This is a genomic window from Pseudomonas sp. MWU349, assembly GCF_017947325.1.
Taxonomy (GTDB): domain Bacteria; phylum Pseudomonadota; class Gammaproteobacteria; order Pseudomonadales; family Pseudomonadaceae; genus Aquipseudomonas; species Aquipseudomonas protegens.
Genome location: NZ_JAFEVP010000005.1, coordinates 352,338 through 372,410, shown reverse-complemented (window position 1 = coordinate 372,410; position 20,073 = coordinate 352,338). Strand labels below are relative to the sequence as shown.

Sequence of the window (20,073 nt, the reverse complement as noted above, 5' to 3'; positions counted from 1 at the left end):
CAAACCCCGGCCCGTAGGCGCTGGCTTGCCAGCGAAGAGGCCCCAGGATTTCACCACGAGGTTAACGATGTTCCAGGCTGAAAAGATCGTAATCGCCGACGCCCCCCTGGGTTGGCAGGATGTTGTCGCCGTCGCCCGCCACGGTGCTGAGCTCGAACTCTCGGAGCAGGCCTGGGCGCGGATCGACAATGCCCAGGCCATCGTGCGCAAAGTGGTGGACAGCGGCGAGCGCGCCTATGGCATCAGCACCGGCCTCGGGGCCTTGTGCAATGTGGTGCTGGCCGGCGAGCAGCTCAGCCAGCTGTCGCGCAATACCCTGCTCAGCCATGCCTGCGGAGTTGGCCCGGTGCTGGCCGACGAACAGACCCGGGCGATCATCTGTGCGGCCATCATCAACTACAGCCACGGCAAGTCCGGGATCCACCGGCAGGTGGTCCAGGCGCTGCTGGCGCTGCTCAATCGCGGGATCACCCCGCAGGTGCCGTCGCAGGGTTCGGTGGGCTACCTGACCCACATGGCCCATATCGGCGTGGCGCTGCTCGGCGTCGGTCAGGTCAGCTATCGCGGGCACATCGTCAGCGCCGAGCAGGCCCTGGCCGAGGAAGGGCTGCAAGCGGTGCAACTGGGGGCCAAGGATGGTCTGTGCCTGGTCAACGGCACGCCGTGCATGACCGGCCTCGGTTGCCTGGCCCTGGCCGATGCCAGCCGCCTGTTGCAGTGGGCCGACGTGATCGGCGCCATGAGTTTCGAGGCCCTGCGCGGCCAGATTGCCGCCTTTGATGCCGAGATCATCGCCCTCAAGGCGCACCCCGGCATGCAGGTGGTGGGCAGCAACCTGCGGGCCTTGCTCGACCGCAGCGAGGTGATCGCTTCCAGCAAGGGCATCCGTACCCAGGACGCCCTGAGCATCCGCTCGATTCCCCAGGTGCACGGTGCTGCCCGGGATCAACTGGCCCACGCGGTCAGGCAGGTGGAAACCGAGCTCAATGCCGCCACCGACAACCCGTTGCTGCTGGGCACCCCGGACAACTATCGGGTGGTGTCCCAGGCCAACCCCCACGGCCAGTCGGTGGCCCTGGCGGCGGACGTGCTGGCGATTGCCATGGCCGAGATCGGCTCCATCGCTGAGCGCCGCCTGGACCGCCTGATCAACCCCCATGTCAGTGGCCTGCCGGCGTTCCTGGTGGCCGAGCCCGGGGTCAACTCCGGGATGATGATCGTGCAGTACGTGGCGGCCTCGCTGTGTGCGCAGAACCGCCAGCTGGCACAGCCGGCGGTGCTCGACAACTTCGTCACCTCGGGCCTGCAGGAAGACCACCTGAGCCTGGGCACCAACGCCGCCCTGAAGCTGCTGCAGGTGCTGGAAAACTGCACCCAGATCCTCGCCATCGAGTACCTGCTGGCGGCCCAGGCATTCGAATTTCTCAAGGAGCAGCGCTTCGGCACCGGCACCGGCATTGCCTGGTGCCTGCTGCGCGAGCGGGTTCCGGCCTACGACCAGGACCGCTGGCTGGCCCCGGATATCGCCAGCGTGGCGGCCTTGCTCAAGGACCCGCGATTGTTCAACAAACGCTTTTCCAAGGTGCAATAAAACGGATTTCCACATCGCCAGCGTGCCAAGGCGCCGCCCGCTCAAGCTGCGTGCGGCGACGGATAACGGAAGCTTCCGGAGCGACTGGCTAGTTATTACAAAACTCTCAAAAGGAGCATGAATGTGACTGCGCTGAACCTGATTCCCGGCCAACTGACCCTGGCCCAACTGCGGGCCATCTATCAGCAGCCGCTGACCCTGACCCTGGATGGCAGCGCCTCGGCGCAGATTGACGCCAGCGTCGCCTGTGTCGAGCAGATCCTGGCCGAGAATCGTACGGCCTATGGCATCAACACCGGTTTCGGCCTGCTGGCCTCGACCCGCATTGCCAGCGCCGACCTGGAGAACCTCCAGCGCTCGCTGGTGCTGTCCCACGCCGCCGGTGTTGGCGAGCCTATCAGCGATGACCTGGTACGCCTGATCATGGTGCTCAAGGTCAACAGCCTGAGCCGTGGTTTCTCCGGGATCCGCCGCCAGGTGATCGATGCCTTGATCGCCCTGATCAACGCCGAGGTCTACCCGTACATCCCGCTCAAGGGCTCGGTGGGTGCTTCCGGCGACCTGGCGCCTTTGGCCCACATGTCCCTGGTGCTGCTGGGCGAGGGCAAGGCGCGCTACAAGGGGCAGTGGCTGGAAGCGACAGCGGCCCTGGAAGTGGCCGGCCTCAAGCCGTTGACCCTGGCCGCCAAGGAGGGCCTGGCGCTGCTCAACGGCACCCAGGTTTCCACCGCATACGCCTTGCGCGGTCTGTTCGAGGGCGAAGACCTGTTCGCCGGCGCCCTGGTTTGCGGCGGCCTGACCGTGGAAGCGGTGCTGGGTTCGCGCTCGCCATTCGACCCGCGGATTCACGCCGCTCGTGGTCAGCGCGGGCAGATCGATACCGCCGCGGCCTATCGCGCGTTGCTGGGGGACAGCACCGAGGTATCCGCGTCGCACAAGAACTGCGACAAGGTCCAGGACCCGTATTCCCTGCGTTGCCAGCCACAAGTGATGGGTGCCTGCCTGACCCAGTTGCGCCAGGCTGCCGAAGTGCTGGTGGTGGAAGCCAACGCCGTGTCGGACAACCCGCTGGTGTTCGCCGCCGAAGGTGACGTGATTTCCGGTGGCAACTTCCACGCCGAGCCGGTGGCCATGGCCGCCGACAACATGGCCCTGGCCATCGCCGAGATCGCCTCGCTGAGCGAACGGCGGATCTCGCTGATGATGGACAAGCACATGTCCCAGCTGCCGCCGTTCCTGGTGGCCAATGGCGGGGTCAACTCCGGCTTCATGATCGCCCAGGTCACCGCCGCGGCCCTGGCCAGCGAGAACAAGGCCCTGGCCCACCCGCACTCGGTGGACAGCATCCCTACCTCGGCTAACCAGGAAGACCACGTTTCCATGGCCCCGGCCGCCGGCAAGCGCTTGTGGGAAATGGCCGAGAACACCCGTGGTGTCCTGGCTGTGGAATGGCTGGCGGCCTGCCAGGGGCTGGACCTGCGCGAAGGCCTGAAAACCTCGCCGACCCTGGAAAAGGCCCGTGCCACCCTGCGCGAGAAAGTGGCGTACTACGAGAAGGACCGCTTCTTTGCACCGGACATCAACGCCGCCAGTGAGCTGCTGGCTTCGCGTTGCCTGAACGGGCTGCTGCCCGCCCGGTTGTTGCCGAGCCTGTAATGCACGCCGGGCCGCCAGGCAGCTTCGCGCTCGGCGTGGAGCTGCGGCCCGTGCCGCTTGGCTTTACCTGCAAGACAGGCGCGGAGCGTCTGCTTCCTCCGCCCCGCACCCCTGCGCGGGGCGGACTTGTCCGATAACAATAAAAGGGACGAAGACATGCAATCGCAAGACAGTGGACTACGCCGAGGGCTGACAGCCCGCCATATACGCTTCATGGCCTTGGGGTCGGCCATCGGTACGGGATTGTTCTACGGTTCGGCCTCGGCCATCCAGATGGCCGGGCCCGCCGTGTTGCTGGCCTACCTGATCGGTGGCGCGGCGGTTTTCATGGTGATGCGCGCCCTCGGGGAGATGGCCGTGCACAACCCGGTGTCCGGTTCGTTCGGGCATTATGCCAGCCAGTACCTGGGGCCGTTGCCGGGCTTCATTCTGGGGTGGACCTACGCTTTCGAGATGTTGATCGTGTGCCTGGCGGACGTCACTGCCTTTGGCATCTACATGGGCTTCTGGTTTCCCGAAGTGGCGCGCTGGATCTGGGTGCTGGGCATCGTGCTGTTCATCGGCGGCCTGAACCTGTGCAACGTCAAGGTGTTCGGCGAGATGGAGTTCTGGCTGTCGCTGCTCAAGGTCGGGGCAATCGTCGCCATGATCCTGGGGGGCTTGGGCATCATGCTCTTCGGTATCAGCAGCGCCGCGCAGGATCAGGCCACTGGCGCCGCCAACCTCTGGGCCCACGGCGGCTTCATGCCCAATGGCATCAGTGGGGTGATCGCCTCGTTTGCCGTGGTGATGTTTGCCTTTGGCGGCATCGAGATCATCGGCGTCACCGCGGGCGAGGCCCAGGATCCGAAGCGGGTCATTCCCAAGGCGATCAATGCCGTGCCGCTGCGTATCCTGCTGTTCTACGTGCTGACCCTGTTCGTGCTGATGTCGATTTTCCCCTGGCCGCAGATCGGCACCCAGGGCAGCCCGTTCGTGCAGATCTTTGACAGCCTGGGCATCAGCTCGGCCGCCACTATCCTCAATATCGTGGTGATCTCGGCGGCGGTATCGGCCATCAACAGCGACATCTTCGGCGCCGGCCGGATGATGTATGGCCTGGCCCGGCAAGGGCAGGCGCCCAAGGGTTTTGCCCAGGTGTCCAAACACGGGGTGCCGTGGATGACCGTGGTGGTGATGGCCGTGACGCTGTTGATCGGAGTGGTGCTGAACTACCTGATCCCGGAAAACATCTTCCTGCTGATCGCGTCCCTGGCCACGTTCGCCACGGTCTGGGTGTGGCTGATGATTCTCCTGACTCACGTGGCCATGCGCCGTTCGATGACCGCCGAGCAGGTGGCCCAGTTGCAGTTCAAGGTGCCATTCTGGCCTTGGGCCCCGGCGGCGGCCATTGCCTTCATGCTGTTCATCTTCGGCGTGCTGGGCTATTTCCCGAAAACCCAGGGAGCGCTGATTGTCGGCGTAGTGTGGATCGCTCTACTGATCGTGGCCTATATGCTGTGGGTCAAGCCCATGGCGGGGCAGGCCCAGGCGATCATGAGCGACGCTTCTTTACCTACTGACCATTAATGGAGGTTGGATGAAAACTCTTTGGCAACACTGCAACGTCGCCAGCATGGCCTCGGGTGTTTACTCGATCATCGAGGATGCGGCCATGGTGACGTCAGGGGCGCACATCGAGTGGATCGGCCGGCGCTCGGAGGCGCCGGCCGGCGACTACGCCCAGGTCAAGGACCTGGCTGGAGCCTGGGTAACCCCGGGCTTTATCGATTGCCACACCCACACGGTTTTTGGCGGCAACCGCAGTGGTGAGTTCGAGCAGCGCCTGCAAGGGGTGAGCTATGCCGAGATCGCCGCTGCCGGCGGTGGTATCGCCAGTACCGTGCGGGCTACTCGGGCCGCCACCGAGGAAGAGCTGTTCGGCAGCGCCCGCAAGCGTCTGCTGAGCCTGTTGCGCGATGGGGTGACCAGTGTGGAGATCAAGTCCGGCTACGGCCTGGACCTGGCCAGTGAGCGCAAGATCCTGCGGGTGATCCGTCGCCTGGGCGAAGAGTTGCCGGTCAGCGTGCGCAGCACCTGCCTGGCGGCCCACGCCCTGCCGCCGGAATACGCCGAGCGCAGCGATGCCTACATCGAGCATATCTGCAGCGAGATGCTCCCGGCCCTGGCGGCCGAGGGGCTGGTGGACGCGGTGGATGCCTTCTGTGAATACCTGGCGTTCTCCCCGGAGCAGGTGGAGCGGGTGTTCATTGCCGCGCAACAGCTCGGCCTGCCGGTCAAGCTGCACGCCGAGCAACTGTCGTCGCTGCATGGTTCGAGCCTCGCGGCCCGCTACCATGCGCTGTCCGCCGATCACCTGGAGTTCATGACCGAGGAGGATGCAATAGCCATGGCGGCGTCCGGGACCGTGGCGGTATTGCTGCCGGGGGCCTTCTATTTCCTCCGGGAAACCCAGCTGCCGCCAATGGAGGCCCTGCGCAAGCACGGGGTGAAGATCGCCGTGGCCAGCGACCTCAATCCCGGTACGTCACCGGCGTTGTCGCTGCGGCTGATGCTGAACATGGCCTGTACCTGTTTCCGTATGACCCCCGAGGAGGCCCTGGCCGGGGTTACCCTGCATGCGGCCCAGGCCCTGGGCATGGAAAAGACCCATGGTTCGCTGGAGGTGGGCAAGGTGGCGGACTTCGTCGCCTGGCAGATCGATCGTCCTGCCGACCTGGCCTACTGGCTGGGCGGCGATCTGGAAAAGCGCGTCGTGCGACACGGCGTTGAAGTGACTGTGTAGGAGAAGGGTTGTGGATAAGGTTCTGAATTTCAAACAAGGCCGGGTGCCGCTGCTGATCAGCATGCCCCACGCCGGTACGCGCCTGACCCCGGCGGTGGCGGCCGGGCTGGTGCCCCGGGCGCAGAGCCTGCCGGACACCGACTGGCACATTCCACGGCTGTACCAGTTCGCCCAGGAGCTGGGAGCCAGTACCCTGGCGGCCGAATATTCGCGTTTTGTCATCGACCTGAACCGCCCGTCCGATGACAAGCCCCTGTACGTGGGGGCCACCACTGGCCTGTACCCGGCCACCCTGTTCGACGGCGAGCCCTTGTTCATCGAAGGTCAGGCGCCATCCAGTGAGGAGCGCGAGCAGTACCTGCACGAGGTGTGGGGGCCTTACCACCGCACCCTCCAGGAAGAGTTGGCGCGGCTCAAGGCCGAATTCGGCTATGCCCTGCTGTTCGATGCCCACTCCATCCGCTCGCTGATTCCGCACCTGTTCGAAGGCAAGCTGCCGGACTTCAACCTCGGCACTTTCAATGGCGCCAGCTGCGATCCGCAACTGGCCAACCGGCTGGAGGCGATCTGCGCCGGCCACAACGACTACACCCATGTGCTCAACGGGCGCTTCAAGGGCGGGCATATCACCCGCCACTACGGCAATCCGGCCGAGCATATCCATGCCGTGCAACTGGAGCTGGCACAGAGCGCCTACATGGAAGAGTTCGAACCGTTCCGCTATCGCGAGGACCTGGCAGCACCGACCCAGGTGGTGCTCAAGGAATTGCTCCAGGGGCTGCTGGCCTGGGGGCAGGAACGTTACGCCTGACAGCAAGCGCTCCTACAGCCGATACAGGCCTTTGTGTAGGAGCGCGCTTGCTCGCGAAGCGCCTTCGACCCCCGCGCAAAACCTGCAGACAACCCTGTTTTCTCCAAGGACATGCTCATTGCGTAATTCGGGTTTATGATGCCGGACGGCAGAATAAATGTAGTCCCCGCCAGGGATGAACCCGACCTCCACGGAGCGCGTAATGCAGACTTTGTACCCGCAGATCAAACCCTATGCCCGGCACGATCTGGCCGTCGACGAGCCGCACGTGCTGTATGTCGACGAAAGTGGTTCACCGGAAGGTTTGCCGGTGGTGTTCATTCACGGCGGGCCGGGGGCGGGCTGCGATGGGGCCAGCCGCTGCTACTTCGACCCGAATCTGTACCGCATCGTCACCTTCGACCAGCGCGGTTGCGGGCGTTCCACCCCCCACGCCAGCCTGGAAAACAACACCACCTGGGACCTGGTGGCGGACCTTGAGCGCATTCGCCAGCACCTGGGCATCGACAAGTGGGTGCTGTTTGGCGGCTCCTGGGGTTCGACCCTGGCCCTGGCCTATGCCCAGACCCACCCCGAGCGCGTGCTCGGCCTGATCGTGCGGGGCATCTTCCTTGCCCGGCCCCAGGAGATCCAGTGGTACTACCAGTGTGGCGCCAGCCGCCTGTTCCCCGACTACTGGCAGGACTATGTGGCGCCGATTCCCCTGGAAGAGCGGCATGACCTGGTCAGCGCCTTCCACAAGCGCCTGACCGGCACCGACCAGATCGCCCAGATGCATGCGGCCAAGGCCTGGTCGGGCTGGGAAGGGCGCACCGCGACCCTGCGCCCCAACCCGTTGGTGGTGGACCGTTTCTCCGAGCCCCAGCGGGCGCTGTCGATTGCCCGGATCGAATGTCATTACTTCACCAACAACGCCTTCCTCGAACCTGACCAGTTGATCCGCGACATGGGCAAGATCGCCCATCTGCCCGGGGTCATCATCCATGGCCGCTACGATGTGATCTGCCCGCTGGACAACGCCTGGGAGCTGCATCAGGCCTGGCCCAACAGCGAGCTGCAGGTGATCCGCGACGCTGGCCACGCCGCCTCCGAGCCGGGCATCACCGATGCTCTGGTACGCGCCACCGACCAGATGGCGCGCCGTCTGCTCGACCTGCCACCCGAAGAAGCATGAAGGGCCTGTTGCAGCGCGTGCGTGGCGCGCGGGTGGAAGTCGCCGGGGAAATAGTCGGCGCGGTGGACCAGGGATTGCTGGTGCTGGTGGCGGTGGAGCCCGAGGACACCCGGGCCAGCGCCGACAAACTCCTGCATAAGCTGCTTAACTATCGGGTGTTCAGTGATGCCGAGGGCAAGATGAACCTGTCCCTGGCGGATGTGCAGGGCGGCTTGCTGCTGGTGTCGCAATTCACCCTGGCGGCGGACACCAAGAGCGGGTTGCGCCCGAGCTTTTCCACAGCGGCGCCGCCGGCCCTTGGCGAAGAGCTTTTTGACTACCTGGTAGTGAAGGCGCAACAGTTGCATGGCAAAGTGGCATCAGGGCGTTTTGGCGCGGACATGCAGGTGCACCTGGTCAATGATGGCCCGGTAACCTTCCTGTTACAGACCTGAAAACGCCTGAAACAGCTTTTTCCACCGATTTGGGCCGGAAACGACTGTTTTTCGCGATAAATACTTTGTTACCCCTGATGCGTTGTAACGCGGGCTACTAGATAATCGCGCGCTACGGGGATCAGCGTTCGTTGGTCCATTTTGACTTAAGTAGAGACTTGTCCACGGCCGTTTGGGGAATCATTTAGCCCCATCGGAGTCGGAACAATGCTCGCCAACCTGGCATATAGATAGCTGGCCGTTGGTTTTTTGATCTGTTTTCGGCGAGGGTTGCTCGTGATTGTTAGTCCCTGTAATGCACCAAACTTGTTTGCCAAACGGTTACGAAACGCACTGGTGACGGGCTCTGCGCTGGTCTGCCTGTTCGGCGCCGGTCAACTCATGGCATTCAATCTGGATGATGTGTCGGTCAAGGCCAAGGACCTGGCCGGGCAGAAGTACGAGGCCCCGCGCAGTAACCTGCCGAACGAGTTCCGTGAGATGAAGTTCGCGGATTACCAGAAAATCCGCTTCCTCACCGAAAAAGCCGAATGGGCCGACCAGAAGACCCCGTTCAAGCTGTCGTTCTACCACCAGGGCATGCACTTCGACACGCCGGTGAAGATCAACGAGATCAGCGCCAACACCGTTACCGAGATCAAGTACGACCCGAACCGTTTCGATTTCGGCGACGTGAAGTTCGACCCCAAGGCCACCGAGAAGCTCGGCTACGCGGGTTTCCGCGTGCTGTACCCGATCAACAAGGCTGACAAGCAAGACGAGATCATGACCATGCTCGGCGCGAGCTATTTCCGCGTCGTTGGCAAGGGCCATACCTATGGCCTGTCCGCCCGGGGCCTGGCAATCGACACCGCCCTGCCTTCCGGCGAGGAATTCCCGCGTTTCAGCGAGTTCTGGATCCAGCAGCCCAAGCCTACCGACAAGCACCTGGTGATCTACGCCCTGCTGGATTCGCCACGGGCCACCGGCGCCTACCGCCTGACCCTGCGGCCGGGCGCCGACACCATTGTCGACGTCAAGGCCCGGGTGTTCCTGCGTGACAAGGTCGGCAAGCTGGGCCTGGCCCCGCTGACCAGCATGTACCTGTTCGGCGCCAACCAGCCGTCGAAGGTCCTCAACTACCGTCGCGAACTGCACGACTCCAGCGGCCTGTCGATCCATGCCGGCAATGGCGAGTGGATCTGGCGCCCGCTGAACAACCCGAAACATCTGGCCGTGAGCAACTTCTCGGTGGAAAACCCGCGTGGTTTCGGCCTGCTCCAGCGTGGCCGCGACTTCAGCCACTATGAAGACCTCGACGACCGCTACGACAAGCGCCCAAGCGCCTGGATCGAGCCCAAGGGCGACTGGGGCAAGGGCACCGTCGATCTGGTGGAGATCCCGACCGCGGACGAAACCAACGACAACATCGTGGCGTTCTGGAACCCGGAAAAGCAGCCTGAGCCAGGCCAGCCGCTGGACTTCGCCTATCGCCTGCACTGGACCATCGACGAAGCGGCCCTGCATTCCCCTGACAGCGCCTGGGTACAGCAGACCCTGCGTTCCACCGGTGACGTCAAGCAGTCCAACCTGATCCGTCAGCCCGACGGTAGCGTGGCCTACCTGGTGGACTTCGAAGGCCCGTCCCTGGCGGCATTGCCGGAAAACGCCGACGTTCGCAGCCAGGTCAGCGTGGGTGACAACGCCGAGCTGGTGGAAAACAGCGTTCGCTACAACCCGGAAACCAAGGGCTGGCGCCTGACCCTGCGGATGAAGATCAAGGACGCGAGCAAGTCCACCGAGATGCGTGCCGCTCTGGTCCGCGACATTGCGCAGCCCGAGCCGGCCAAGGCCTCGACGCCGAACTCCAACTCCTCCATCGCCAAGGCCGACAAGATCGCCGCCAAGCAGCAGGAGAAGAAAGAGAAGGAAGCCGCAGCGGCAGCCGCCAAGCAGGCGCAAGCCCAGCCGGGCAAAGAGGCTAAAGACGCCAAGAACGCCAAGGACAAGGACCACAAAGACGCCAAGCAGCCTGCTGCTGCGGACGCGGCCCCAGCCACACCGGAACCGGTTAAAACGGAGCAAGTCCTGACCGAGACCTGGAGCTATCAGTTGCCTGCCGATGAGTAACTCTCAACTACAGCCAGAGTCTCTTGCCGAGTACCTGGCGCATTTGCCGATGTCGGACCAGCAGCGCGCGGAACTCGCGGGCTGCCAGTCCTTCAGCGAATTGCACCAACGCCTGTCGTCCAGCACCTTCGATGGCCCCACCGATGCCGCCCAGGCCTCGGTGGGCCAGCGCCTGACCCTGAGCACCGCCGCTGAGCTGGAAGAAGCGCAAATGCTCACGGTGGATGCCGAGGGCCGGGTCTGCCTCAAGGCCACGCCGCCGATCCGCCGCACCAAGGTGGTCCCGGAGCCGTGGCGCACCAATATCCTGGTGCGCGGCTGGCGGCGCCTGACCGGGCGTACCAACCCGCCAGCGCCGAAGAAGGACGAACGGGTACTGCCGGCCGCCCGCTGGCGTACCGTCGGTTCGATCCGCCGCTACATCCTGCTGGTGCTGATGCTCGGCCAGACCATCGTCGCCGGCTGGTACATGAAAGGCATCATGCCGTACCAGGGCTGGTCCTTCGTCGACCTGGAAGAGGTCATGCACCAGCCGCTGATGCAGACCGCCCAGCAAGTGCTGCCCTATGCCCTGCAGACCAGCATCCTGATTCTGTTCGGGATCCTGTTCTGCTGGGTTTCGGCAGGTTTCTGGACCGCCCTGATGGGCTTCCTGGAACTGCTGACCGGCCACGACAAGTACCGCATCTCCGGGGCCAGCGCCGGCAACGAGCCGATTCCCAAGGATGCGCGCACCGCACTGGTGATGCCGATCTGCAACGAAGACGTGCCCCGGGTGTTTGCCGGCCTGCGCGCGACCTTCGAGTCGGTGGCCGCCACCGGTGACCTGGACCGCTTCGACTTCTTCGTCCTCAGCGACAGCAACGACAGCGACATCTGCGTGGCCGAGCAGCAGGCCTGGCTGGATGTCTGCCGCGAAGCCAAGGGCTTCGGCAAGATCTTCTATCGCCGCCGTCGCCGCCGAGTGAAACGCAAGAGCGGCAACCTCGACGACTTCTGCCGTCGCTGGGGCGGTGACTACAAGTACATGGTCGTGCTCGACGCTGACAGCGTGATGAGCGGCGAATGCCTGACCAGCCTGGTACGCCTGATGGAAGCCACGCCGGACGCGGGGATCATCCAGACCGCGCCAAGGGCCTCGGGCATGGACACCCTGTATGCGCGCATGCAGCAGTTCGCCACCCGGGTCTACGGCCCGCTGTTCACGGCTGGCCTGCACTTCTGGCAGTTGGGGGAATCCCACTACTGGGGGCACAACGCGATCATCCGCATGAAGCCGTTCATCGAGCACTGTGCCCTGGCGCCGTTGCCGGGCAAGGGTGCCTTCGCTGGTGCGATTCTCTCCCACGACTTCGTCGAAGCCGCGCTGATGCGCCGTGCCGGCTGGGGCGTGTGGATTGCCTACGACCTGCCGGGCAGCTACGAAGAGTTGCCGCCGAACCTGCTGGATGAACTCAAGCGTGACCGGCGCTGGTGCCACGGCAACCTGATGAACTTCCGCCTGTTCCTGGTCAAGGGCATGCACCCGGTGCACCGCGCGGTGTTCCTCACCGGGGTGATGTCCTACCTGTCGGCGCCGCTGTGGTTCTTCTTCCTGGTGCTGTCCACGGCCCTGCTGGCGGTCAACACCCTGATGGAGCCGCAGTACTTCCTCGAGCCGCGGCAGCTGTATCCGCTGTGGCCGCAGTGGCACCCGGACAAGGCCATCGCGCTGTTCTCCACCACCATCGTGCTGCTGTTCCTGCCCAAGCTCTTGAGCATCATCCTGATCTGGGCCAAGGGTGCGAAAGAGTTCGGTGGCAAGTTCAAGGTGACCCTGTCGATGCTCCTGGAGATGCTGTTCTCCATGTTGCTGGCGCCGGTGCGGATGATTTTCCACACCCGTTTCGTCCTGGCCGCGTTCCTGGGCTGGGCCGCGACCTGGAATTCGCCGCAGCGTGACGACGACTCCACGCCGTGGAGCGAAGCGGTCAAGCGCCACGGTCCACAGACCCTGCTGGGCTTCTGCTGGGCGCTCTTGGTGATCTGGTTGAACCCGAGCTTCCTCTGGTGGCTGGTACCGATCGTCGGTTCGTTGATGCTGTCGATCCCGGTGTCGGTGATCTCCAGCCGCGTGGGCCTGGGCCTGAAGTCCCGTGATGAAAGCCTGTTCCTGATCCCCGAGGAATACGCTCCGCCGCAGGCGCTGCTGGCAACCGACCAGTACACCCACGAAAACCGCTGGCATGCGCTCAACGACGGCTTTGTCCGGGCCGTGGTGGATCCGCAGCAGAACGCCCTGGCCTGTGCCCTGGCGACCTCGCGCCACACCCAGGCCGAGCCCATCGAGTGGCTGCGCCAGGAGCGTGTACGGCATGCTCTGAAAGTCGGCCCGGCGGCCCTGAACAACAGCGAGCGCCTGGCGCTGCTGAGCGACCCGGTAGCCCTGGGGCGCCTGCACGAACAGGTCTGGAGCGAGGGGCACAGCGAATGGCTGAGCGCCTGGCGCCAGTCGGTGGATGCCGATCCCCATGCACCGCTACTGCCGTTGCAGCCGCTGAACGCGGCGCCGCAACCGGCCTGAAGCCAACGCCCTTGAGCTCTTGCTCAAGGGCGTTTTGCTTTATGGCGCCAATGGCCGCCTACGCCTTGCCGGAGGCTGTGGCAGCGGCCACCGGTCGCTCCCCCTGAAACAACAAAAATCCTTGTGCAAATGGCCGAGTGCGTTAGCATCGCACCCGCAAATTTCTGCGCGCAATCGACAACGGCCTGCCATTCGAAGCACTCAAGCAGATGACCGCCGTGCGCAGACACCACAATAAAATGGCTTCAGGGGACTTGAGATGAAGAAGTATCTTTCGCTGCTGCTGGCGGGGGCCGCAGCCCTGCTGGCGGTCAACACGGCCCAGGCCGGCGCTATCGACGACGCGGTCAAGCGCGGCACGCTGAAAGTCGGCATGGACCCGACCTACATGCCGTTCGAAATGACCAACAAGCGCGGCGAAATCATCGGTTTCGAAGTCGACCTGCTCAAGGCCATGGCCAAGTCCATGGGGGTCAAGCTGGAGATGGTTTCCACTGGCTACGACGGCATCATCCCGGCCCTGCTGACCGACAAGTTCGACATGATCGGCAGCGGCATGACCCTGACCCAGGAACGCAACCTGCGCCTGAACTTCAGCGAACCCTTCATCGTGGTGGGCCAGACCCTGCTGATTCGCAAGGACCTGGAAGGCACCATCAAGTCCTACAAGGACCTGAACAGCGCCGACTACCGCATCACGTCCAAGCTGGGCACCACCGGTGAGATGGTCGCCAAGAAGCTGATCGCCAAGGCCAAGTACCACGGCTACGACAACGAGCAGGAAGCGGTGCTGGATGTGGTCAACGGCAAGGCCGACGCCTTCATCTACGACGCCCCGTACAACGTGGTAGCCGTCAACAAAGTAGGCAATGGCAAGCTGGTATTCCTCGACAAGCCGTTCACCTATGAGCCCCTGGCCTTCGGTTTGAAGAAGGGCGATTACGACAGCATCAACTTCATCAACAACTTCCTGCACCAGATCCACGAAGACGGCACCTACGATCGCATCCATGACAAGTGGTTCAAGAGCACCGAGTGGCTCAAGGACATGGAATAGGTGTCAGGCCACTGACTTCTGGTTGATCGCGAGCAAGCTCGCTCCTACAGGGCGCATAGCGTTTTTGTAGGAGCGAGCCTGCTCGCGACGATGCCCACCCGGGCTCTGCCGAACCTCCCCGCTGCAAACCGCTGGAACCTGCAAAGTGAACAAACACAAGAAAGCCCAATGGCCCTGGCACGTGCTGACCGTGCTGGTGCTGATCGGTCTGGCTGGCGCGCTGTACTACGCCACCTCGTTGATGTCCTACGAGTGGCGCTGGAACCGTGTCCCCCAGTACTTCGCCTATCAGGCCGAGGAGTCCCAGCGGGCGGCGGAAATCTCCACCGTCGCCGAGGTGGTGCGCCAGGGCGGCAAGGCGCAAGTCACGCTGCGCGGTGACTCGGGTGCCGAGCAGCATCTGAGCGTCGATGAAAGCAGCTTGCAGGTGGCTAGGGGCGATGACGTGGCCGAAGGCGATGTCATCGGCGTGACCCGGCACTGGGCCGCGGGCCCGTTGTTGTGGGGCCTGTGGACCACCTTGTGGCTGTCGGTGGTGTCCGGCGTGCTGGGGCTGCTGATCGGCCTGGGTACCGGCCTGTGCCGGTTGTCCAGCAACCCGACCCTGCGCGACCTGTCGACGATCTATGTCGAACTGGTGCGGGGCACGCCGCTGCTGGTGCAGATCTTCATCTTCTATTTCTTTATCGGCACGGTGCTCAATCTGTCCCGGGAGTTCGCCGGGATCGCCGCGCTGTCGCTGTTTACCGGGGCCTATGTGGCGGAAATCGTTCGCGCCGGGGTGCAGTCCATCGCCCGTGGGCAGAACGAAGCCGCCCGCTCCCTGGGGCTCAGCGCCGGCCAGTCGATGCGCCATGTGGTGCTGCCCCAGGCCTTCAAGCGGGTGCTGCCGCCGCTGGCCGGGCAGTTCATCAGCCTGGTCAAGGACACCTCCCTGGTGTCGGTGATCGCCATTACCGAACTGCTCAAGAGCGGCCGGGAAGTCATTACCACGTCGTTCTCGCCATTCGAAATCCTGTTCTGTGTGGCGGGCCTGTATTTGTTGATCAACCTGCCGCTGTCGAAGATGGCCAGCCGGCTTGAGCGGAGGCTCGCGCAAAGTGATTGAAGTCCGCGATCTGGTAAAAGTCTTCGACACCCGCGGCCAGGTGGTGCGTGCGGTGGATAACGTCACCACCCAGGTGGCCAAGGGCGAGGTGCTGGTGGTGATCGGCCCGTCCGGCTCCGGCAAGTCGACCTTCCTGCGTTGCCTCAATGGCCTTGAAGAGTTCGATTCCGGCTCGGTGAGCATCGACGGGCTGCAACTGGCCGACCCGAGGACCGATGTGAACGCCTACCGCCGGGAAGTCGGCATGGTGTTCCAGCACTTCAACCTGTTCCCGCACATGACCGTGCTGGAAAACCTCTGCCTGGCGCAGAAGGTGGTACGCAAGCGCGGCAAGCAGGAGCGCGAGGCCAAGGCCCTGGCGTTGCTGGAAAAGGTCGGGATCGCCCAGAAGGCCCACGAGTTTCCTTCGCGGCTTTCCGGTGGCCAGCAGCAGCGCGTGGCCATCGCCCGGGCCCTGGCCATGGAGCCCAAGGTGATGCTGTTCGACGAGCCGACCTCGGCCCTGGACCCGGAAATGGTCGGCGAGGTGCTGGATGTGATGAAGACCCTGGCCCTTGAAGGCATGACCATGGTCTGCGTGACCCACGAGATGGGCTTTGCCCGGGAAGTGGCGGATCGGGTGCTGTTCTTCGATCACGGCAAATTGCTGGAAGACGCGGCGCCGCAGGTGTTCTTCGACGCGCCGCAGGACCCGCGGGCCCAGGCGTTCCTGCGCCAGGTGCTGTAAGGCCGGCTCCTGCATTTTCCGGTAGGAGCCGGCTTGCCGGCGAAGCGGCTCAGACCCGGAAACGCCCCACCAGGCTCTGCAGGTGAATCCCCAGCCGCGCCAGCTCGGCGCTGGAGGCGGCGGTTTCTTCGCTGGCCGATGACGTCTGTTCAGACACATCCCGCACATTCAACACGCTGCGGTTGATTTCTTCCGCCACCGCGCTCTGCTGCTCTGCTGCCGCGGCGATCTGCTGGTTCATCGCCTGGATCGCCGACACGGTACGGGTGATGTTTTCCAGGGACCCTCCGGCTCGGCGTGTCAGCTCGACACTGCTGTCGGTCAGGCTGCGGCTGGTGTCCAGAGTGCTGGCCACCTGCTGGGTGCCGCTTTGCAGGCCAACGATGAGTTCAGCGATTTCTTCGGTGGATTGCTGGGTGCGTTGCGCCAGGCTGCGCACTTCATCCGCCACCACGGCAAAACCCCGACCGGCTTCACCGGCCCGGGCGGCTTCGATGGCGGCGTTCAGGGCCAGCAGGTTGGTCTGCTGGGCTACCGACTGGATTACATCCAGGACGCTGCCGATCTTGTCGCTTTCCTGCTTGAGATGGCCCATGGCCTCGGTGGAATGCCCTACCTCGCTGGCCAGGCGCTCAATCAGGGCGATGGCTTCGTTCACCACCCGGTCGCCCTCGCGGGCCTGCTGGTCGGCCGCCACAGCAGCCTCGGAGGCCTCTTCGGCGTTGCGCGCCACTTCCTGCACGGTGGCGGCCATTTCGTTCATGGCCGTGGCCACCTGGTCGGTCTCGACTTTCTGGCTGTTGACCCCGGCGCTGGTCTGCTCGGTCACCGCGGACAGTTGCTCGGCAGCGCTGGCGATCTGGGTCACCCCGTCGCTGATGCCGCCGATCAGTTCCCGCAGGCTCACCGTCATGCGCTGCATGGCTTTCTGCAGTTGGCCCAGCTCGTCGCGGCGCTCCACGGCGAGGTTTTGGCTCAGGTCCCCGGAGGCCACGCGCTCGGCGGCCTTGAGGGTCTGCTGCAGCGGCTGGGTGATCTGCCGGGTGATGGCCCAGGCGGCGATCAGGCCGAACAGCATGGCCAGCAAGGTGGCGATCAGCAGGGTGTTCTTGGCCTGCGCGGCGTCGCTGTCACGCTTGGCGGTCTGGGCCACGGTCAGTTGCTTGCTCAGGTCCATCAGCCGCTCGCCCTGGGCGGCCATGCGCTTGAGCGCAGCCGCGCTGGCTTCTTCGGCGTCGCTGTAGGCGCTGACGGCCATCCGGTAGGCCTTCAGCGAGTCGCTGGCCTGTTGCAGGTTGGCAACGTGCTGCTCGGGCAGGCGCGAAGGCAGGCTGGTGAGATTGTTCAGGGCGTTGTCGATGGCGTCCAGCGCCGGCTGCTTGGCTTCGGGCTTGGCACTGTAGGTGTAACCGCGTACCTGGAAGCGTGCCTGCTGGATCAGCTTGGACAGGTCGATCACGCTATTGAACTGCGCCACGCTGTCGCCTTGCAGCAGCGAGTTCTCAACCTCCGCGACCCGGGCCACAGCGTTGTCCGCGGTGGCGCCAAGCTGGGACCTCGCGGCCTCGCGGCTGGCGGTGGCGCGAGTCATGTCGGTAAAGGCTTTCCGGTATTCGGCCACGGCGTCCAGTTGCTGGTCGACCATGGTGATGCTTTCCGGCTGCTGCAGTTGCGCGCGGGCGTCCTGCAGGCCGTCGTCGAGTTGCTTGAGGAAGTCGTTGACCGCTGCCGGGCCGTGTTCACCGCGGCTCATCTCGTAGTTGAGGCGGGCGATGCGCAGGTCCTTGGTCAGGGCGTAGATAACGGAGATATTGCCCAGTTTGTCGCCTCGGTCGATCACTCGGCTCAGGCCGGTCCAGCCGGTGGCGGTGATCAGCAGGGTCAGGAGCAGTACCAGGCCGAAGCCGATACCCAGCTTGAGGCTGACGCTTACGTTTCCCAGGTTTCTGGCTAGCCAACGGTACATTCTGCGAACTCCCTTTTAGCAATGTGCGCTTAACCATAGGCTATCGGCGGGAGTGGGGGATTCTGTAGCTTAAATGGCTAGTTGCCATTACGGTCGTGAGGTTCGGCTGGCCAGCTGGCCAGCACGCACAGGGGGGCTCAGAACAGGCGCGAAAGCAGGGCGGTGACCGCGGTTTCGACCCGCAGGATGCGTTCGCCCAGTTGCACCGGTTGCAGGCCGGCCTTGCCCAGAAGATCGATCTCGTAGGGAATCCAGCCGCCTTCCGGGCCAATGGCCAGGGTGACGGCCTGGTCCAGCCCGCGGGGGCAGGGCGGATAGGGGCCAGGGTGGCCCACCAGCCCCAGGGTGCCAGCGCTGAGGGCCGGCAGGCGGTCTTCGACGAAGGGCTTGAAGCGTTTTTCGATCAGGACGTCGGGCAGCACGGTGTCACGGGCCTGTTCCAGGCCGAGCACCAGGTGTTCGCGAATCGTTTCGGGTTCCAGGAACGGGGTCTGCCAGAAGCTCTTTTCTACCCGGTAGCTGTTGACCAGCACCAGCCGCGGCACGCCCATGGTCGCTATGGTCTGGAACACCCGGCGAAGCATTTTCGGGCGCGGCAGGGCCAGCACCAGGGTCAACGGCAGCTTGGCCGGTGGCGGCTGATCGAGGGTCACTTGCAGTTCGGCTTCAGCAGCCTCCAGGCGCAGTACCTGGGCACTGCCCATCAAGCCGCCGATGCGCCCGACCCGCAGGCTGTCGCCGACCGCCACCCGATGCACGTCCTGCATGTGGGTCAGGCGTCGGTCGCGCAGCACTACGCGGTCGGCCGCAATGAAATCGGCCTCTTCCAGAAGCAGCAGGTTCACGCTTGGGTCGCTGGCGGCTGGTCGTTGTGGTCGTCGGCCGGCTCATCGTCCGGGTGCTCGCCACGTTTGCTGATCAGCCCGCCGAACAGCACGCCGATCTCGAACAGCAGCCACATGGGCACGGCCAGCAGGGTCTGGGAGAAAATGTCCGGCGGGGTGAGGATCATGCCCACCACGAAGCAGCCGATGATCACGTAAGGGCGGATCTTGCGCAGGTACGCCACGTTGACCACGCCTATCCACACCAGCAGGACCACGGCCACCGGGATCTCGAAGGCCACGCCGAAGGCGAAGAACAGGGTCATGACGAAATCGAGGTAGCTGGTGATATCGGTCATCATCTCCACGCCGGCTGGGGTGGCGGCGGCGAAGAACTTGAAGATCAGCGGGAACACCAGGAAGTAGGCGAACGCCATGCCGATGTAGAACAGCAGGATGCTCGACACCAGCAAGGGCACGGCAATGCGCTTTTCATGCTTGTACAGGCCGGGTGCGATAAAGCCCCAGATCTGGTGCAGGATCACCGGGATCGCCAGGAACAGCGAGACCATCATGGTCAGCTTCAGCGGCGTGAGGAACGGCGAGGCGACGTCGGTGGCGATCATCGTCGCACCCACCGGCAGGTACTGGCGCAGCGGGGTGGAGACGATGGTGTAGATCTGCTGGGTGAAGGCGAACAACCCGGCGAAGATGATGAAGATCGCCGCTACGCAGCGCAGCAGGCGGGTACGCAGCTCGGTGAGGTGCGATACCAGCGGCATGTGTTGGTCGTTCTCTGGGATATCGCTCATGGTGCTCGCGGCGGCAAGGTGGAGTCGTGGGGGACCGTGGTGGCGGGTGTTGCCACGGGGGCTGCAGGCTCTGCGGTCGGTGCTGGTGCCGATGGCTGAGGCGCGGGCACTTCGCTGGCGGGTGGCGCTTCGGCGACCGTAGCGGCGCCCGGCGCGTGAATCGTCTGCTCGGCCACAGGCTCTACCGGTGTCGGTTGCTGCTGGGTCGGAGCAAGGATTTTCCGCGCTTCCTGCTCCAGGGACAGAATGTGCTCGTTGTGCAGTTGCCGGCGGATTTCGTCGGCACCGATTTCACGTTCAACTTCCTGTTTTATCGCGTTGAAGCTGCGCTTGAGGCGCCCGACCCACAGGCCGGCGGTGCGCGCAGCGCCGGGCAGGCGCTCGGGGCCGAGCACCAGCAGGGCCACCAGGCCCACCAGCAGCAGTTCAGAGAAGCTGATACCAAACATTAGTCAG

Annotated in this window: 16 protein-coding genes; 12 read left to right on the top strand and 4 right to left on the bottom strand. The window is 64.2% G+C overall.

Annotated features, from left to right (window positions below; genetic code table 11):
• The first annotated feature begins 67 nt into the window (after nt 1–67).
• The 12 genes from hutH (KCG88_RS21750) (at nt 68) to KCG88_RS21695 (ending at nt 16,015) form a co-directional block, all read left to right on the top strand.
• Nucleotides 68–1,591: a histidine ammonia-lyase gene (hutH, locus tag KCG88_RS21750; protein WP_047283580.1), complete on the top strand. Its 1,524-nt coding sequence runs from the start codon at nt 68–70 to the stop codon at nt 1,589–1,591.
• A 117-nt stretch (nt 1,592–1,708) separates the two neighbouring features.
• Complete coding sequence (hutH, locus tag KCG88_RS21745) at nt 1,709–3,247, top strand: histidine ammonia-lyase (RefSeq protein WP_144417733.1); 1,539 nt, start codon at nt 1,709–1,711, stop codon at nt 3,245–3,247.
• A 156-nt stretch (nt 3,248–3,403) separates the two neighbouring features.
• The gene (locus KCG88_RS21740; RefSeq protein ID WP_210713060.1) at nt 3,404–4,816 is read left to right on the top strand and encodes an amino acid permease; all 1,413 of its coding nucleotides are present in this window, start codon (nt 3,404–3,406) and stop codon (nt 4,814–4,816) included.
• Between the two features lie 10 nt (nt 4,817–4,826).
• Entirely contained in the window at nt 4,827–6,032 is a 1,206-nt protein-coding gene (hutI, locus tag KCG88_RS21735; protein ID WP_047335471.1) for an imidazolonepropionase, read from the top strand.
• Nucleotides 6,033–6,042: 10 nt separating this feature from the next.
• Entirely contained in the window at nt 6,043–6,843 is an 801-nt protein-coding gene (gene hutG, locus KCG88_RS21730; RefSeq protein ID WP_210713059.1) for an N-formylglutamate deformylase, read from the top strand.
• Between the two features lie 202 nt (nt 6,844–7,045).
• Entirely contained in the window at nt 7,046–8,017 is a 972-nt protein-coding gene (pip, locus tag KCG88_RS21725; protein WP_047283584.1) for a prolyl aminopeptidase, read from the top strand.
• Nucleotides 8,014–8,451, top strand: coding sequence for a D-aminoacyl-tRNA deacylase (gene dtd, locus KCG88_RS21720; protein WP_015633852.1), 438 nt, complete (start codon nt 8,014–8,016; stop codon nt 8,449–8,451). The genes pip and dtd overlap by 4 nt, the downstream gene beginning before the upstream one ends.
• A 276-nt stretch (nt 8,452–8,727) precedes the next feature.
• Nucleotides 8,728–10,560, top strand: a complete 1,833-nt coding sequence (locus KCG88_RS21715; RefSeq protein WP_047335500.1) for a glucan biosynthesis protein G — start codon at nt 8,728–8,730, stop codon at nt 10,558–10,560.
• Nucleotides 10,553–13,123 (top strand): glucans biosynthesis glucosyltransferase MdoH, encoded by a 2,571-nt coding sequence (gene mdoH, locus KCG88_RS21710; protein ID WP_047335473.1) that lies wholly within the window; start codon nt 10,553–10,555, stop codon nt 13,121–13,123. Before KCG88_RS21715 ends, mdoH begins: the two co-directional genes overlap by 8 nt.
• A gap of 259 nt (nt 13,124–13,382) precedes the next feature.
• Complete coding sequence (locus KCG88_RS21705) at nt 13,383–14,180, top strand: transporter substrate-binding domain-containing protein (protein ID WP_019095754.1); 798 nt, start codon at nt 13,383–13,385, stop codon at nt 14,178–14,180.
• 145 nt (nt 14,181–14,325) lie between these two features.
• A complete protein-coding gene (locus tag KCG88_RS21700; RefSeq protein WP_047283586.1) occupies nt 14,326–15,288 on the top strand; it encodes an amino acid ABC transporter permease in 963 nt (320 codons plus the stop codon).
• Nucleotides 15,281–16,015 (top strand): amino acid ABC transporter ATP-binding protein, encoded by a 735-nt coding sequence (locus KCG88_RS21695; protein ID WP_011058792.1) that lies wholly within the window; start codon nt 15,281–15,283, stop codon nt 16,013–16,015. Before KCG88_RS21700 ends, KCG88_RS21695 begins: the two co-directional genes overlap by 8 nt.
• 49 nt (nt 16,016–16,064) lie before the next feature.
• On the opposite strand, the gene KCG88_RS21690 is transcribed toward KCG88_RS21695, so the two are convergent.
• The 4 genes from KCG88_RS21690 to tatB form a co-directional block, all read right to left on the bottom strand.
• Complete coding sequence (locus tag KCG88_RS21690; protein WP_047283587.1) at nt 16,065–17,981, bottom strand: methyl-accepting chemotaxis protein; 1,917 nt, start codon at nt 17,979–17,981, stop codon at nt 16,065–16,067.
• 137 nt (nt 17,982–18,118) lie between these two features.
• On the bottom strand, nt 18,119–18,826 hold the full coding sequence (locus KCG88_RS21685; protein WP_123473083.1) for a 16S rRNA (uracil(1498)-N(3))-methyltransferase: 708 nt from the start codon (nt 18,824–18,826) through the stop codon (nt 18,119–18,121).
• Nucleotides 18,823–19,617: a twin-arginine translocase subunit TatC gene (gene tatC / locus KCG88_RS21680; protein ID WP_011058795.1), complete on the bottom strand. Its 795-nt coding sequence runs from the start codon at nt 19,615–19,617 to the stop codon at nt 18,823–18,825. Before tatC ends, KCG88_RS21685 begins: the two co-directional genes overlap by 4 nt.
• On the bottom strand, nt 19,614–20,066 hold the full coding sequence (tatB, locus tag KCG88_RS21675) for a Sec-independent protein translocase protein TatB (RefSeq protein WP_047283589.1): 453 nt from the start codon (nt 20,064–20,066) through the stop codon (nt 19,614–19,616). Before tatB ends, tatC begins: the two co-directional genes overlap by 4 nt.
• Nucleotides 20,067–20,073 lie beyond the last annotated feature (7 nt).

Bases quoted from the DNA above. Each gene is read 5' to 3' on its own strand.
- KCG88_RS21740 (WP_210713060.1), top strand. From the start codon at position 3,404: ATGCAATCGCAAGACAGTGGACTACGCCGAGGGCTGACAGCCCGCCAT.
- hutH (WP_047283580.1), top strand. From the start codon at position 68: ATGTTCCAGGCTGAAAAGATCGTAATCGCCGACGCCCCCCTGGGTTGG.
- hutH (WP_144417733.1), top strand. From the start codon at position 1,709: ATGAATGTGACTGCGCTGAACCTGATTCCCGGCCAACTGACCCTGGCC.
- tatC (WP_011058795.1), bottom strand. From the start codon at position 19,617: ATGAGCGATATCCCAGAGAACGACCAACACATGCCGCTGGTATCGCAC.
- pip (WP_047283584.1), top strand. From the start codon at position 7,046: ATGCAGACTTTGTACCCGCAGATCAAACCCTATGCCCGGCACGATCTG.
- mdoH (WP_047335473.1), top strand. From the start codon at position 10,553: ATGAGTAACTCTCAACTACAGCCAGAGTCTCTTGCCGAGTACCTGGCG.
- hutI (WP_047335471.1), top strand. From the start codon at position 4,827: ATGAAAACTCTTTGGCAACACTGCAACGTCGCCAGCATGGCCTCGGGT.
- dtd (WP_015633852.1), top strand. From the start codon at position 8,014: ATGAAGGGCCTGTTGCAGCGCGTGCGTGGCGCGCGGGTGGAAGTCGCC.
- KCG88_RS21705 (WP_019095754.1), top strand. From the start codon at position 13,383: ATGAAGAAGTATCTTTCGCTGCTGCTGGCGGGGGCCGCAGCCCTGCTG.
- KCG88_RS21690 (WP_047283587.1), bottom strand. From the start codon at position 17,981: ATGTACCGTTGGCTAGCCAGAAACCTGGGAAACGTAAGCGTCAGCCTC.
- tatB (WP_047283589.1), bottom strand. From the start codon at position 20,066: ATGTTTGGTATCAGCTTCTCTGAACTGCTGCTGGTGGGCCTGGTGGCC.